This is a genomic window from Paenibacillus sp. FSL R5-0744, from assembly GCF_037972555.1.
Lineage (GTDB): Bacteria > Bacillota > Bacilli > Paenibacillales > Paenibacillaceae > Paenibacillus_AQ.
The window spans coordinates 6,272,404-6,287,428 of sequence record NZ_CP150228.1 but is presented as its reverse complement, the minus strand read 5'-3'; the positions used below and the strand labels follow the sequence as shown (position 1 = coordinate 6,287,428).

11 protein-coding genes are annotated in these 15,025 nt (G+C 46.8%); 7 read left to right on the top strand and 4 right to left on the bottom strand.

Annotated elements, in window-relative coordinates; genetic code table 11:
* The first annotated feature begins 318 nt into the window (after positions 1-318).
* The gene (locus MKY19_RS27930; RefSeq protein WP_339799013.1) at positions 319-1,203 is read left to right on the top strand and encodes a PDZ domain-containing protein; all 885 of its coding nucleotides are present in this window, start codon (positions 319-321) and stop codon (positions 1,201-1,203) included.
* A 53-nt stretch (positions 1,204-1,256) separates the two neighbouring features.
* Here MKY19_RS27930 and MKY19_RS27925 read toward each other — a convergent pair whose 3' ends face one another.
* Both MKY19_RS27925 and MKY19_RS27920 read right to left on the bottom strand, forming a co-directional pair.
* Positions 1,257-1,910 (bottom strand): response regulator transcription factor, encoded by a 654-nt coding sequence (locus MKY19_RS27925; protein ID WP_339799010.1) that lies wholly within the window; start codon positions 1,908-1,910, stop codon positions 1,257-1,259.
* A gap of 57 nt (positions 1,911-1,967) precedes the next feature.
* Positions 1,968-3,125 (bottom strand): sensor histidine kinase, encoded by a 1,158-nt coding sequence (locus tag MKY19_RS27920; protein WP_042192307.1) that lies wholly within the window; start codon positions 3,123-3,125, stop codon positions 1,968-1,970.
* Between the two features lie 167 nt (positions 3,126-3,292).
* Here MKY19_RS27920 and MKY19_RS27915 point away from each other — a divergent pair, with 167 nt between their 5' ends.
* From MKY19_RS27915 to MKY19_RS27890, 6 genes are all read left to right on the top strand, one after another.
* The gene (locus tag MKY19_RS27915) at positions 3,293-4,228 is read left to right on the top strand and encodes an ABC transporter ATP-binding protein (protein WP_076297871.1); all 936 of its coding nucleotides are present in this window, start codon (positions 3,293-3,295) and stop codon (positions 4,226-4,228) included.
* 16 nt (positions 4,229-4,244) lie between these two features.
* Entirely contained in the window at positions 4,245-5,417 is a 1,173-nt protein-coding gene (locus tag MKY19_RS27910) for an ABC transporter permease (protein ID WP_339243701.1), read from the top strand.
* A complete protein-coding gene (locus MKY19_RS27905) occupies positions 5,410-6,570 on the top strand; it encodes an ABC transporter permease (protein ID WP_076285708.1) in 1,161 nt (386 codons plus the stop codon). The genes MKY19_RS27910 and MKY19_RS27905 overlap by 8 nt, the downstream gene beginning before the upstream one ends.
* A 117-nt stretch (positions 6,571-6,687) precedes the next feature.
* Positions 6,688-7,011, top strand: a complete 324-nt coding sequence (locus MKY19_RS27900) for an L-rhamnose mutarotase (protein ID WP_042192298.1) — start codon at positions 6,688-6,690, stop codon at positions 7,009-7,011.
* A gap of 222 nt (positions 7,012-7,233) precedes the next feature.
* Entirely contained in the window at positions 7,234-8,388 is a 1,155-nt protein-coding gene (locus MKY19_RS27895; RefSeq protein ID WP_042192295.1) for a cation:proton antiporter, read from the top strand.
* Between the two features lie 252 nt (positions 8,389-8,640).
* Complete coding sequence (locus MKY19_RS27890; RefSeq protein ID WP_339799004.1) at positions 8,641-11,655, top strand: efflux RND transporter permease subunit; 3,015 nt, start codon at positions 8,641-8,643, stop codon at positions 11,653-11,655.
* A 494-nt stretch (positions 11,656-12,149) separates the two neighbouring features.
* Here MKY19_RS27890 and gcvPB read toward each other — a convergent pair whose 3' ends face one another.
* Positions 12,150-13,610, bottom strand: coding sequence for an aminomethyl-transferring glycine dehydrogenase subunit GcvPB (gcvPB, locus tag MKY19_RS27885; RefSeq protein ID WP_076286983.1), 1,461 nt, complete (start codon positions 13,608-13,610; stop codon positions 12,150-12,152).
* Positions 13,607-14,959, bottom strand: a complete 1,353-nt coding sequence (gene gcvPA / locus MKY19_RS27880; RefSeq protein ID WP_339799000.1) for an aminomethyl-transferring glycine dehydrogenase subunit GcvPA — start codon at positions 14,957-14,959, stop codon at positions 13,607-13,609. The genes gcvPB and gcvPA overlap by 4 nt, the downstream gene beginning before the upstream one ends.
* Between the last annotated feature and the right edge of the window lie 66 nt (positions 14,960-15,025).

The following is a 15,025-nucleotide window of genomic DNA, read 5'->3' as shown; positions in this document are numbered from 1 at the left end:
CGGCAGGTGGCATTAGAACGTAAGCTAATTCATGTGAAGTTACATAGCTGGGGTCAAGAAACGTGGCGAACGGTGTGGAGCGGGCTGGTGATGGGACTAGTGGTTTCTATTGCAGCCATATTGTTAGGAGTATCCTTATCAGGTACAGCTGTGGCCTGCATTTGGGTAGTCAGTATAGTGTTATCGCTATTGCGTGTACGGTATTTGTGCTTCGCTTATTCTATAGGTTTACTAGGTGTGATTCAATTTGTACTGTCTTTCTTTCCGGATGCCTTACATAGCGGAACGATCGGGAATATTACAACAGCCATACGGGAGATGGATATTCCCGCATTGCTAGTGCTAGCTGCGCTACTGCACATGGCGGAGGCGCTGCTGGCCCGCTGGCAAGGGGCGAAGCTTGCGACGCCCCTCTTCTTGAAGGGCAAGCGCGGCATGGTTGTCGGCGGCTATCAGCTGCAGGCTTTCTGGCCGCTGCCGCTGTTCCTGCTGATCCCTTCGGGGGCAGGAACGGATCTGCCATGGCAGCCGCTGCTGGGCGGCGGGCTTGGCATTGTCTCTTTGCCCGTTATCATCGGCTTCAGCGAGATGACGCAGGGCATGCTGCCCGGGCGCAAGGCGGCCCGCACTTCAGGACGGCTGCTGATGTACAGCATCGTCCTGCTCGGCTTAAGCCTGCTTGCCGCTTGGTGGAGCCCGCTGACCCTGCTCGCGGCGCTCGCAGCGATGGTGCTGCACGAAGGGTTAAGCTGGTACAGCGCTTTGGAAGAGCGCAGCATCAGCCCCATCTTCGTGCATCCACCGCGCGGCCGCAAGGTGCTGGCCGTGCTGCCGGGCAGTCCCGGACAGGAGCTGGGCATCCTGCCCGGCGAGATTTTACTGAAGGTCAACGGGGTCCTGTTGACCGATGCCGCGCAGCTACATGAGGCGCTGCGCATGAATCCAGCGTTCTGCAAGCTGGAGGTGCAGAACCGTGAAGGGGAGAGCAAATACCTACAGAGCCCGATCTACGACGGGGACCATCATCAGCTCGGCATCATTCTGGTACCGGAGACAGATGGAGCGGTTACTGCGGAGGCGAAGCCTTCCAGCATCTTCAGCATCATCGCGATGAAGACAGGTACTCGCAGCCGGCATCTTCCGAACGGCCGACTCAAACGGAACAAAGCTACTGAAGTCAAGAAGGAATCAGCGGAAGGATAACTAAAGTCAAGCCCGGACTCTGGAAATAGAGTCCGGGCTTTTTTGTAGAACTTCTATCCACGCCCACCCTTCAAATAGAAAATAGCGATTTGCGTACGATCTCGCAGCTCTAATTTACTTAGAATATCCGTTATGTAATTTTTGACCGTACCCTCGCTAAGAAACAGCTGTCCGGCGATTTCTTTGTTGGTATGCCCCTCAGCGATAGAGGCGACAACGGCCAATTCCATTTTGGTCAGTCCGAAAGATTCCAGTGGCTGTACCTGTGGAGATTCAGGACGGGCCGCGGGCTGTAGAAATGTGGTTAGTTTGCGCGCGATATCAGGGTGGATTAGCATGTTGCCTTCATTAACTGTTTTGACACCTTGTATGATACGGTCAGGCGGTATGTTTTTGAGCAAATATCCACTGGCACCGTTCCGCAACGCCTCAATGATATACTCATCGTCATCGAAGGTAGTTAGCATCAGTATCGAAACCTGAGGAAAAGCCTGCTTAATTTTCTCTGTCCCTTCAACACCACCGCAGCCTGGCATCCGAATATCCATCAGAATCACATCCGCCATATCTCCCGCTTGGAGCAAATTCAAGGCCTCGTTTCCGTCACTTGCAGTTCCGATCACTTCAATATCGGGGTCCATCCCTATCAGTACTTGCAGACTTTGACGAATAAAAGGATCGTCATCTACAATCATCACCTTAATCATTAGCGTGGCTCCTTCTTCATAATATAGATTTCTTTTTTGCTTCAAGTCCTACGTTGCCTATACAATCTCTCCCTGCTTATAAATGGGCAACCGCGTAACAATGGTGAATTGAGGCTCCTGCCGCCATTCCAAGGTTCCGCCGATCAGATGTGTTCGTTCGAACATTCCTTTCATCCCGACCCCTCCACTTTCCGGCAGTTTGGTTAGTTTATTGCCTTCGGGAAGCGTCCCGTTGTTGCTGACCTCCATCGTAACTCCAGTATCACTAAAGTCGACTTTAATCGAAATCGCAGTTGCATTTCCGTGACGTAGGGCATTGGTTATGGCTTCTCGGGCGTTCTTATACAAGATCACCTGAATACTAGGATATAGCGGGTAAGGTATCCCATGCACTTGGTATGAGGTCTCGATTCCCGTATCGCGGCCGATCTCTTCTAGCAGCCGGTCTAACGCATAAGCTCCCTCTAATTGTGGCGTATAGTTGATACGCTTCACTGCAGAGCGCATATCGTCCATGCTGGCTGACAATTGATCTCGAATGAGCTCCATCATCTGCATTCCGCTTTCAGGGGAGGTGGGTAAGGTGAGTAGCGCGGCTTCCATCATCATTTTAATGCGGATGAGGCGGTGGCCGATATCATCATGGAGCTGGCGGGAGATACGAACCCGTTCTTTGGACTGGGCTGCATCTTCTATTTGGGCGTTAAACTCCAGCAGTCGGTTGCGGGCTTCATCCAGCTCGAAATGCTTTTTTCGCAGCTCATCGTAAAGATTGAGGGTGTTCTCACGGCCCCGACCCGCCCTCTGTAACAATTCGTTGAGATAGGCGATGAGCAGAAAAGTAATATTGATGAATGTGATTATAAGCTTTGGAGAATCCCAGAGCGCTATGTTCAAGGTAATCAGATGCACAACCGTAAACACGAGAGGTACTGCTTGGGGCTGAAGTCTAGAATAATAAAGTAATGCTGAAATGGCCGGGAAAATCATTATGCTGCCGTACTGGTAACATAACCAGGCAGTGAACAGTATTTCCACAATGCTTATTAAGGCATGAAAGGAACGGGGTAGCTTTGGCACCATGACCACAAGGAATAGAAGCATCAGAATATGCAACGTGAAGATTCCATAGTCGGCATATGGGTAGATGTAAATGCTAATACAAGCAGGAATTATGATGAGTAGGTATCGCAATAGGGTCAGTTCTCTAGTCACACCTAAGACATCCTTTATAGAGTTTCTTCTAATCTTAGCATATTCGCCTACTTCTTCAGGAGATGACTTAAGTCACCTTCAAAAGATGACCTTTCGTACCTCCGTGAATATTCACTTTAAGCTAAAATTGGAAATATAGAAACGCAAACGACAGGAGAGATGAACGGATGGCAATCGCCGTATTGACCGATGTGGTGAAACGATATGAAGGTAAATTAACTGTAGATCATGTGAACATGACGATAGAAGAAGGAGAAATCTTTGGCTTGCTAGGCCCAAACGGAGCGGGTAAAAGTACAACGATCAGTATGATCTGCGGCTTGCTTAAGATTGACGGGGGAGACATTGTTATCGACGGTCTGCCCGTGTCCTCGAAATCACTTGAGGTGAAGAAAAGAATTGGTTTGGTTCCACAGGAATTAGCCTTATACGACACGATGACAGCGGCGGATAACGTTACCTTTTTCGGAAGATTGTATGGTTTGCGTGGCAAGCTCTTGAAGGAACGGGTAGATGAGGCTCTTGCGTTCACAGGCCTTAGCGATCGAGCTAAAGAGAAACCCTCAACCTTTTCCGGAGGGATGAAAAGACGTCTGAATATTGCCTGTGCTATTATGCATCGTCCCAAGCTGATTATTATGGATGAACCTACGGTGGGGATTGATCCGCAATCTCGTAATCATATTCTTGAATCGGTTAAGGAGCTCAATCGACTCGGTTCAACGATTATTTATACCAGTCACTATATGGAGGAGGTTGCGGCCATTTGCGATCGAGTAGCCATTATGGATAAAGGGCATATCATTGCTTGCGGCACGGAAAAAGAACTGCGAGAACGCGTTGCCAAGGAAGAAAAAATCGTCATTAAAGCTGCTAATATCACACCGGAGCTTGTTCAGGAGCTGACGCTTCACCCTAGAATTAGACGCGTAGAAGCAAAGGATGAAGTAGTCGAGCTGTATCTGCCTTCTTCACAAGGGGAGCTACAGGACATCCTTTTTATTTTTGCCAAGCATAAGGGGATTATCGGCTCGCTAAATATTGAAGAACCTGATCTGGAGACGTTGTTTCTAAACTTGACCGGAAGGACCTTAAGAGATTAAAGGGGGGATTATTCTGATGAATACTTGGACGATTATGATCTATGAGCTGCGAAGACTATTTAGCTCACGTTCTATGATATTAAATATGTTTTTGCTGCCCCTGTTATTGATCTTTCTCTTAGGTGCTTCGCTCTCCGGTGTCGTTGGTGACAAAGGCTCCACTACTATTGATGTTGTGCGAGTGGCCGTTGTTAATCTTTCTGGTGAGGGCTATGAGAGCTCGGCGATGATGGATAGCTTTTTGAAGTCAACAGAGCTTAAGGATATCATTACTCCGGTTATGGTGGGTAGTCGAGAGGCGGCAGAAAGCGGTCTGCGAACAGGAAAATATGGTTATGCGGTTGTTGTTCCTCCAGGCTTTGATAGTAAGGTACAGAGCGGTGAAGCCGCACAGCTGGAATTTATACTGGGCCAAAAAAGTACAGATAACAGGGTGGCAGGGACGGTCTTCGATAATTTTCTGAGGAATCTTAATTATAAACAGTCTGTGGCGATGACACTGGGTCCAGAAGCTTTGAACGTTATGGCACCTAGTTCCACCAGTAATGAGCCTTCCGTAAAGCTTGGAGAACTGAGCGAGGGAGGATATTCATATACTTCTTCCCAGTTCTATGCGGTATCCATGATGCTGATGTTTTTGCTGTATAGCGGCTTGACGGTATGTACTTCTCTTTTTAATGAAAAAGAAAATCATACCCTTTTCCGGATAAATTCAATGCCAGTCAAAGGCTCAGAACTGTTTATTGGCAAAATGCTTGGTGTGGGTGTTGTAAGTATAGTACAGTGCGCAGCGATTATTATTCTGACGAATGTGCTGTTCGGTGTGAATTGGGGAAATCGCCCGGGCTTGTTACTCCTATTTTGCTTGCTGATGATTGTGGCTTCGATGACCTTATCTATCGTTATTTCTATGTTCAGCAAGACTGGAGCAAGCGCAAGAAGTGTGGTTACGGTACTCACTGTAAGCATGACCTTCATTAGCGGGGGAATGGCACCACTTCCAGAATCGTGGGTGAACTCTATAGGGGCGTTTACGATTAATCATTGGGCAATGCAGGCTATTCTGAAAATGATGTTACATGCCGATGTATCGCAAATTATGCCGAATTTGGGAGTGTTATCGCTGATCTGCCTAGTGTTGTTCAGTGCAGCGGCTATTTCGTACCGGAAGGTGGGTTATCATGGATAAAATCTTAACGATTGCCTGGAACATGGTGAAACGAACCATTGGTACTAGGAAGGGGGTGCTCATCTATATTCTGCTTCCTTGTATTGTACTTGCAGGTATTGTTTCCGTTACTGGAACGATGGGAGAGAACCCAGCTGTTGTGCTGTATTCGAATATGGATAACGGGGCAGCAGGTAAGCATTTGCTCACTGAACTAAAGAATTCCGGAGAATATAAATTTGTAGAAAAGACTGACGAGACTGCTTTAAGAGAAGGCGTAGTCGATCAGAATGGAGAAGCGGGGATTCTAATTCCAGCAGGCTTCACTTCGGCACTACTTGCTGGAGAAGAGCCACAAATTAGTGTGTATGAGCTGAAGACGAATGAAACTTCCGTTATGATTAAATTAAAAGCGAGTACAATTGCTGATGAAATGAGGAGTACGGCCGCGATCATAGGGGCAGTTAATAACGGATCTAAGGACGTTGACGCACAATTTACTACGGTTATGCAAAGAGCGGAACAGCACAGTATTGGCAGCATTCGAACTGATTATAATCTATATCCTCGGGAGGGACTGGGAGTCGTTACGGGCTTAACGCTAATGTTTCTCATGAGCCTGGTCACGAGCTCTGTGTCTCTGATTATGGATGATCGGAAAGGCCGGACGATGATGCGAATGTTCAGTGCTCCGGTTCGTTCTTACGAGATTGCTATTGGTAATTTTCTGGGTAGCTTCATGGTCGGACTGATTCAGATCGTCGTAGTGCTCGCCTTAGGTCGCTGGGTGCTGCACTATGATTATGAAGTTCCAATCTATCTATATTTCCTTGTTCTTGCGGCATTTATGCTGGTGTCTATGGGGATCGCGAGTACAGTGGCAGGATTAATTCGTAATCCTAATAATGCTGGTATGCTGAATTCCCTTATTATCACACCGACTTGTATGCTTGGCGGCTGCTTTTGGCCTTTATCCATTATGCCGGACTATATGCAGAAGGCGGCTAACTTTGTTCCGCAAAAATGGGCCATCCAAGCGGTCGACATCGCTGCAACCGGTGGGGGCTGGAATGAGTTGTGGTTACCCTTTGCCATCTTAGGTCTTATGGCTGCTGTGCTACTGGCGATTGGTTCTGCCATTCTCCGCCCAAGTGAAGCTGGAATTAATGCTTAGAAAGCATAAGGCTAGATATTCATAGCTTGGGCTGTTACCTTCAGGTACAATAATAGGTATCAAATGTATTTGATTCTTATTATGTACAATAGAGGACATTTCTAGGAGGATGAACAGATGAGCAGCAATAAATTGGCTTGGACATGGCGGGTGAAGGAAGAATGTCTGGAAGAGTATGTAGCGATGCATTTAAATCCTTGGCCAGAAGTTTTGGAGGAGCACAGTAAAGCTGGTATTTCTAACTACTCCATCTTTCAGAATGGTAATCAATTTTTTTATTGCTTTGAATGTGAGGATACGGAAGCGGCTTTCGATTACATTGCTAAAAGTGACGCCTGCAACCGATGGAATGCCATTACTTCAAAGATGGTTGAAGGGTCATTTGATTTCAATGATGAGGTGCCAATGTTGCCTTTACGTGAAGTGTTCTATCTAAAATAGTGAAGCTGATTCTTTATTAACTAAAATTTGCATAAGGTAAAATATCGGCGTATCTTGTTTACAGTCTTTTATATTACGGTTATAATATATTTAATATTGTTTAATTGAATAATTTTTTGTTTTTTGGAGGAGCCTGTCAACAAGGGCTCCTCTTTGTCTTTTTTTGGCTTGGAGATGTCCCTAGTTGGCAGTTCTTATATACAACAAGGGAGTGGATGAAACATGGAGTTTGTTCTATATCTTATGCTGATTATACTATTCACCAAGCTAGCTGGTGATTTATCTGTACGACTGGGACAACCGTCGGTACTGGGTAAGCTAATTGTCGGTATCATACTGGGTCCTGCGGTACTGGGTTGGATTCAAAATGGAGAGTTTATTCATTATTTTTCGGAGATCGGTGTTCTATTGTTAATGTTTATAGCAGGGCTTGAGACTGATCTGGATCAACTGCGCAAGAACTGGAAGTCAGCTTTCGCAGTAGCCGTCGGAGGTATTATTTTACCTTTTCTAGGTGGATTCGCCATCGGAGAAATGTTTGGTTTTGCTTATCATAATGCTATGTTTATGGGTGTCATTCTTAGTGCAACTTCAGTCAGCATATCGGTTCAGGTACTGAAGGATATGAATAAGTTGAATACACGTGAAGGTTCTACCATTCTGGGAGCCGCTGTAGTCGATGATATTCTGGTTGTTATTTTGCTCGCTGTATTAATGAGCTTTTTCGGCACAGGAGAATCAGTGTCCATTGGTCTTTTAATTACGAAAAAAGTGTTGTTCTTCGCTGTAGCGCTTGTTGTGGGTTGGTTCGTTGTGCCGCGGGTTATGAAATGGATGGCTCCGTTAAAGGTGACAGAGGCTGTTATTGCAGCGGCGCTAATGATTTGCTTTGCGTTCGCGTATTTTGCTGAAATTATGGGGATGGCAGGCATCATCGGTGCTTTTGCAGCTGGGATTGCTATTTCACAAACCTCCTTTAAGCACACTGTGGAATCTAAGCTTGAGCCTATCGCCTATTCGATTTTTGTTCCGGTCTTCTTTGTCAGTATCGGACTTAATGTTTCCTTTGAAGGGGTTGGCAGTCAACTAGGATTCGTCCTCTTGTTGACGGTGATTGCCATTCTGACCAAGTTGTTTGGTGGCGGCCTGGGGGCGCGTCTTACAGGATTTAATAACCATTCATCGCTTATTATTGGTTCAGGGATGATTTCGCGGGGTGAGGTTGCATTGATCATCGCGGCAACAGGTCTGCAAAGCGGATTGTTGCAGCAGCAGTATTTTACTTCCGTAATTATTGTTGTCATTGTAACTACACTTGTAACACCACCACTCTTAAAATATATGTTCCGCGATCCAGTGCGCGCTAAACAAAAATAATAATCATAGCAAAAGGGTATCTCGAAAGCCATTTTACATGGCTTTTGGGGTGCTCTTTTTTTGTTTGCTCTAATTCCCTATCCTTCGGAAGGAGAAAGCCCCCCGTCTTAAGACTGAGTATAAAACCAGCCGTAGGGCTGTTTTGACTTCGACCAAAAATGTCTAAACTAAATCTCGGGATGGAAAATAATACATAATGGGGCAGTCATAAGAGGAGTACCAGAAATATACGGGGTGGAAGGGGAAACGATAATGAAATGGTTAACCAAATGGTCGTTCGGTAACAAGGCGGCGGTAGGGCTTTTAGTGGTAATGGCGCTTGTAGTGGGAGGGCTGAGCTACACTTCGCTACCGATGGAATTTATGCCAGAGGCAGATAATCCGCAAGTGACTGTAACGGTGCTCGGTCCGGGTCAGGATGCCCATGCGATGGAGACGAAGGTTACGAAGCCGATTGAGGCTGGGGCCGCATTTGTTAAGGGAAAGAAAGAAATACTGTCCACTTCCGGAGACGGATACGCACAGGTGAATATTTTTTATGACTCAAAAACAAATATGAAGGATGCAGCTGGGGAGGTGCAAAAGGTTGTAGATTCGTTGCAGTTCCCTGAAGGTGTGATGGCCCCTTTTGTACTTCAACTGAATACTTCCATGATTCCTGTGTCGCAGGTCACCCTTTCGTTTGACGAAGGTCTGACTAAAGAAAACCTTAAGCTTGCGGAAGAAACGATCATTCCAGAGATGCAACAAGCAGAAGGTGTAGCCAACGTCGCCTTATATGGGAAAGTAACTCCGCAAGTGCGGGTGAAGCTAGATCCAAAATTAATGGCTGAGAAAGGAATTACGACACCTCAAGTACTAGGGTTACTTCAGGGACGTAATGTATCGGCATCCCTTGGGGAGCAGACGATTGGTGGTCAGACAGGTAACGTTAATGTGGTTTCTACAATTGATAGTATCGATACTCTAAAAAAGCTACCCGTATCCTCGGGTGTTAAGCTGCAGGATATTGCTGCCATTGAATTGAAGGAAGATCAAGAGAGCGTTAGCCGCTCGAATGGGAAAGATGTTCTTTTCGCCATAGTAACCAAAGAAGCTAATGCGAATGCAGTAAGTGTCGGAGATCATATACAGGATACCGTAGCACATATTAACAAAACCATTCCAAATGCAGAGGCAGCGGTCGTATTCAGCACATCAGATATGGTGGTTACCTCCGTGAACAGTATGATGCGTGAAGTATTGCTGGGCGCATTGTTCGCGACGATCGTAATTTTACTGTTCCTACGCAACCTGCGGGCAACACTGATTACGGCGGTTTCTATTCCGCTTTCACTAGCGGTTACCTTATATCTGCTTGATATATCCGGTATAAGTCTGAATATTATCACGCTCGGAGGTGTGGCCGTTGCGGTCGGTCGCTTGGTTGATGATAGTATCGTAGTGATTGAGAACATTTACCGTAGGCTGCAAAAAGAACCCTTCTCCCGTGAAATGATTATAAGCGCAACTGGGGAAGTGGCTAGAGCGATTACTTCATCTACGATTGCAACGGTAGCGGTATTTCTGCCGATGGGTCTTCTGCGTGGTAGTTTACAGGCGTTCCTACTTCCGTTTGCCTTAACGGTCACGTATTCACTGTTAACTTCACTCGTTGTAGCTTTGACGGTGGTTCCGCTGTTAAGCTCATGGCTGCTGAGAAGAACTTCAATGAAAGAACACGAGCCGTCTAAATGGTTCACCCGATTCCTCGATTGGAATTTGCGCCGGAAATGGATTACTTTATCGCTAGGTCTTCTCCTTCTGATTGGCTCCATCGCTGCTTATGTGACTATGCCAAAAGGTGCGCTTGATGCTTCAGATGCCAGCTATGTCTCTGTTCAGTTGAATTATCCGAAGGATGTTCCTGTCAAAGAGATTTTAGAAAAAGGAAAGCAGTTAGAGCAAGATTTGATGAAACAGCCTGAAGCGGAAACGGTGATCATGCAATCAGGGAACAGTGCAGATGCGGCGCAGTGGGGGTCCGTCAGCTCGGAGACCTTAGTGGACTATACCGTTGTGATGAAAAAAGGTGCGGATGCACAAGGCTTCATCGATCATGTCCGTGATGTGAAGGATTCCTACGCTGGGGCAACACTTGTTGCTAATCAAATGAGTATGATGGGTTCAAGCTCCACTAGCGAATATATTGATATCGTGGGTGATAATCTTACAGATATTACTGCTGTTGCAGCAGAAGTTACGAATAAGTTGAAGACTGTGGAGGGTATTCAGAAGGTCAGTAGTAATATGGAGGATACCAAACCTGTCTTTACATTTAAGGTAGATCCAGCACAGACCAATGCACAAGAAATTACCATGCAATTGTCGGCTATGCTGAATCCGATCCCTATGGGGCAAATCGAACTGGACGGTACACCTGCAGGAGTAGTGTTAGATCCTATGGCTGAGCCTAAGACAGAGCAAGATTTAAAGGCAATGACGCTCATGACTGCTGAAGGTCCAAAGCCGTTGTCACAACTAGCAACCTATGAGGTTCGGAATGAACCAGCACTGTTGTTCCATAAAGATGGGAAGCCATATGCGAGAATTACAGCGGAAGTGGATCCGAAGAAGGTGTCTGAAATCGGAGCGGATATTAAAAAGCAAACCGATAGTCTTACCCTTCCAAAGGGTGTGACTCTATTTGCAGGCGGAGCCTCGGTTGATCAGTCAGAGGATTTCGCTGACCTTGGTATGACAGCGCTGATCTCCATCGGGTTGGTATATCTGATCATGGTCCTCACCTTCAAAACCCTTCGTGCTCCGCTGGCAATCATGTTCTCCTTGCCTTTGGCTGCGATTGGGGCGATTGTTGGACTGATCGTATCCGGCGTAACACCTGATTTCACTGCCCTGTTCGGGGCTCTGATGCTAATTGGTATCGTCGTCACGAATGCGATTGTGCTTATCGACCGTATTAAGCAGAATGAAACGAATATGGGTATTCGCGAAGCCATTCTGGAAGCGGCCGGAACACGGATGCGCCCGATTCTGATGACGGCTATTGCTACCATTTGCGCCATGACTCCACTGCTGTTCGGCCATGCCGAGATGGGCAGCATCGTCTCGCAAAGCTTGGCGATTGTGGTCATCGGTGGCTTGACCGCGGCAACGCTGCTTACGCTGGTTGTGGTTCCAGCGATTTACGAGCTGTTCTACTTCCGTAAATCGGCTAAGGAGCGCAAGGGCGTAGTGAAAGTAGAAACTCCGACGCATGGTGCGTAATATCAAAAAGTTATAGTGATAAACAACTGAAACAGGCCCTTCTCAGACATTTTTAATGATGCTGGGAAGGGCCTTGTTTTTTAGAAAATGAGAATTTACTTGCGTATTTGTGCGAGAGATCTAAGTTTTGATTTTATAAATAATGATTTTTACAACGATATACAATGCATTTAGCATAATTAATATGAAAGGGATGATAGAGAATATTCTATGGGACGAAGACAAGGCGGATAACATAAATAATGCGAGGAGCAAATAGGGAAGGGATAATAAATATTTTCTGTGGAATACATTATGGACAAATTCAAATTTCACAAGGAATACATTCCTTTCTAATGGGAAAACGCTACCCTCGAAATTAGGATATCATAACTCCAGATTTTTGCGAAGGTGCAGGCCGAGTAGATCATAGTGTTGATTTTTATTTACATGCAAAAACGCAGGCGACGATACTTGGTGTCGTGGCCTGCGTTTTTAATACTACTCATTAGCTGTTAACCGCAAGAACAATTCAATACCGGCTTACGTGCGGCTTGGGTCTCATCCAATCGGCTAATTTCTGTGGTATGAGGTGCGTTGATTACGATTTCCGGTGTCTCCTGCGCTTCTTTTACGATCTGGATCATCGTATTTATGAAGCCGTCGAGCGTTTCTTTACTTTCCGTTTCCGTCGGCTCGATCATCATACATTCCTCAACAGTCAGAGGGAAGTACACGGTTGGCGGATGGTAGCCGAAGTCGAGTAATCGTTTAGCAACGTCTAAGGTGCGTACACCATACTGCTTGAGGTTTTTGCCGGACATTACGAATTCATGTTTACATACGCCCGGATATGGGATTTCAAAATACGGCGCCAGACGGTGCATCATATAGTTCGCATTCAGCACAGCATTTTCGGATACCTCACGCAGTCCGTCTGGACCATAGGTGCGGATATAGGCGTAGGCACGAACGAGAATACCAAAGTTGCCGTAAAAAGCTTTCACGCGTCCAATTGATTCAGGACCGCCGAAGTCGAGTGAGAAGCTGCTATCTTCGTTTTTCACCACAGTTGGTTGTGGTAGGAACGGAATCAAAATGGATTTTACGCCGACAGGTCCGGCTCCAGGGCCACCTCCGCCGTGCGGGGTGCTCATTGTCTTATGCAAGTTCAGATGCACAACGTCAAAGCCCATGTCGCCAGGGCGGGTAATGCCCATAATGGCATTGGAGTTGGCTCCATCGTAATAGAGTAAGCCGCCTGCTTCATGCACGATCTCAGCAATCTCGACGATTTGGGTCTCGAACAAGCCGAGTGTGCTTGGGTTAGTCAGCATCAGTGCGGCTGTGTCACTGCCAACAGCTGCTTTGAGTGCTTCAAGATCAACCATCCCTTTATCTGTGGAAGGGATCGTGATCGTTTCAAGTCCTGCTGCTGAAGCACTAGCAGGATTGGTGCCGTGTGAGGAATCCGGCACGATAACCTTCGTGCGGGTCTCGCCGCGGCTTTCATGATAGGCGCGGATCATCATGAGGCCGGTCCATTCACCATGAGCACCTGCGGCAGGCTGTAAAGATACAGCATCCATGCCGGTTAGTGCGGATAAGTCATTTTGCAGGGTATACATTAATTCCAGTGCACCTTGAATGCTTTCTTCTGGCTGGTAAGGGTGGATCTTAGCTAGGCCTACGATGCGGGCAACATCTTCGTTAATCTTCGGATTGTATTTCATCGTGCATGAACCGAGTGGATAGAAGCCGTTATCTACACCAAAGTTACGGCGTGACAAGGAAGTGTAGTGGCGAATGACATCCACTTCCGATACTTCTGGAAGCACGACGGGTTCGCTACGGAGTAAACCTGATGGAATCAGAGATTCTAAGCTTTCTTCCTGCGGCACATCGCATAGTGGCAAAGAATAGGCAGAACGGCCGGGACGGCTTAATTCAAAAATTAGACTTTGCTCCGGTTTCATAAACAGCCCTCCAGTGCGCTAGCGAATTGGTCGATTTCGTTTTTGCTTCTTTTTTCCGTAACGGCTACCAGCATATGTCCAGCAAGTTCAGGATAATCACGGCCCAGATCATAACCGCCTAGATAACCTTCCTTCAGCAGCTTCGAATTAATTGCACTTACGCTGCTTCCTTCCGGAAGCTTCACGACAAACTCGTTAAAGAATGGGGAGGAAAAGGTAAGTTCAGCCCCTGTTAGTTCGCTTAGTTTATTAGCGGCGTAATGGCTTTTACGAATGTTCAGCTCGCCTACTTCACGCATCCCTTCTTTACCCATTACGGACAGGTAGACGGATGCGCAGAGTGCGAGCAGCGCCTGATTGGAGCAAATATTCGATGTCGCTTTTTCACGACGAATATGCTGCTCACGAGCTTGGAGTGTCAGAACGAAGCCGCGTTTACCGTTACGGTCAACAGTTTGACCAACGATACGACCTGGCATGCGGCGCATTAAATGCTCTGCTACAGCGAAGAAGCCACAGGTTGGACCGCCGAGGGAAGCTGGAATACCGAGTGGCTGAGCGTCACCGACTACGATGTCGGCTCCGAGCTTACCTGGTGTTTCTAGTACGCCAAGAGCGATCGGATTTGCACTGACGACGAACAATCCTTTAACAGCGTGGATCAGCGGTTCAACGGAGCTAAGATCTTCGATGCTGCCAAAAAAGTTAGGCGATTGCATCAGTACTGCAGCCGTATCACCATCAATGGCCTCAGCAAGCTTAGTCTGATCGGTAACACCGTCTCTATAGTCAATCTCCACTACCTCAAGTCCCCAAGCATTAGCCGATGTGCGTAACACTTGGCGCGCTTCAGGATGAACGGTGCGGGAGACAATTAATTTTTTGCGTTTGGTGGCACCAGCTGCGAGGACTGCTGCTTCGGATAATGCGGTTGCGCCATCATACATACTGGCATTGGCAACTTTCATACCGGTTAGTTCGCAAATGTAGGATTGGAATTCGAAGATCGCTTGCAGTTCGCCTTGGCTGATCTCTGGTTGGTAAGGAGTATAAGCAGTGTAGAATTCCGAACGGGAAATGACATGGTTGATCACCACGGGGATGTGATGGTCGTATAATCCGGCGCCGAGGAAGCTGGCGTGTGAATCGAAGTCAGCATTTCGGTCAGCGAGACCTTTCATGTGACGTAGCAGGGCGTACTCATCGAGCGGTTCAGACATCGGCATAGTGCCTTGATAACGGACGGCTTCAGGGATATCGGAGAACAGCTCATCTATGGACTGAATCCCGACGGTTTCCATCATCTCTACGCGGTCCTGTGCTGTCATGGGCAGATAACGGTGCTTCATTAAGGTTTCACTCCTTGGCTCTTTTAAAATATAAGAAAGTACAATTTTCACGTTATACTTTATCCT

Bases quoted from the DNA above. Each gene is read 5' to 3' on its own strand.
- MKY19_RS27930 (WP_339799013.1), top strand. From the start codon at position 319: ATGGATATTCCCGCATTGCTAGTGCTAGCTGCGCTACTGCACATGGCG.
- MKY19_RS27925 (WP_339799010.1), bottom strand. From the start codon at position 1,910: ATGATTAAGGTGATGATTGTAGATGACGATCCTTTTATTCGTCAAAGT.
- MKY19_RS27915 (WP_076297871.1), top strand. From the start codon at position 3,293: ATGGCAATCGCCGTATTGACCGATGTGGTGAAACGATATGAAGGTAAA.
- MKY19_RS27910 (WP_339243701.1), top strand. From the start codon at position 4,245: ATGAATACTTGGACGATTATGATCTATGAGCTGCGAAGACTATTTAGC.
- MKY19_RS27905 (WP_076285708.1), top strand. From the start codon at position 5,410: ATGGATAAAATCTTAACGATTGCCTGGAACATGGTGAAACGAACCATT.
- MKY19_RS27900 (WP_042192298.1), top strand. From the start codon at position 6,688: ATGAGCAGCAATAAATTGGCTTGGACATGGCGGGTGAAGGAAGAATGT.
- MKY19_RS27895 (WP_042192295.1), top strand. From the start codon at position 7,234: ATGGAGTTTGTTCTATATCTTATGCTGATTATACTATTCACCAAGCTA.
- MKY19_RS27890 (WP_339799004.1), top strand. From the start codon at position 8,641: ATGAAATGGTTAACCAAATGGTCGTTCGGTAACAAGGCGGCGGTAGGG.
- gcvPB (WP_076286983.1), bottom strand. From the start codon at position 13,610: ATGAAACCGGAGCAAAGTCTAATTTTTGAATTAAGCCGTCCCGGCCGT.
- gcvPA (WP_339799000.1), bottom strand. From the start codon at position 14,959: ATGAAGCACCGTTATCTGCCCATGACAGCACAGGACCGCGTAGAGATG.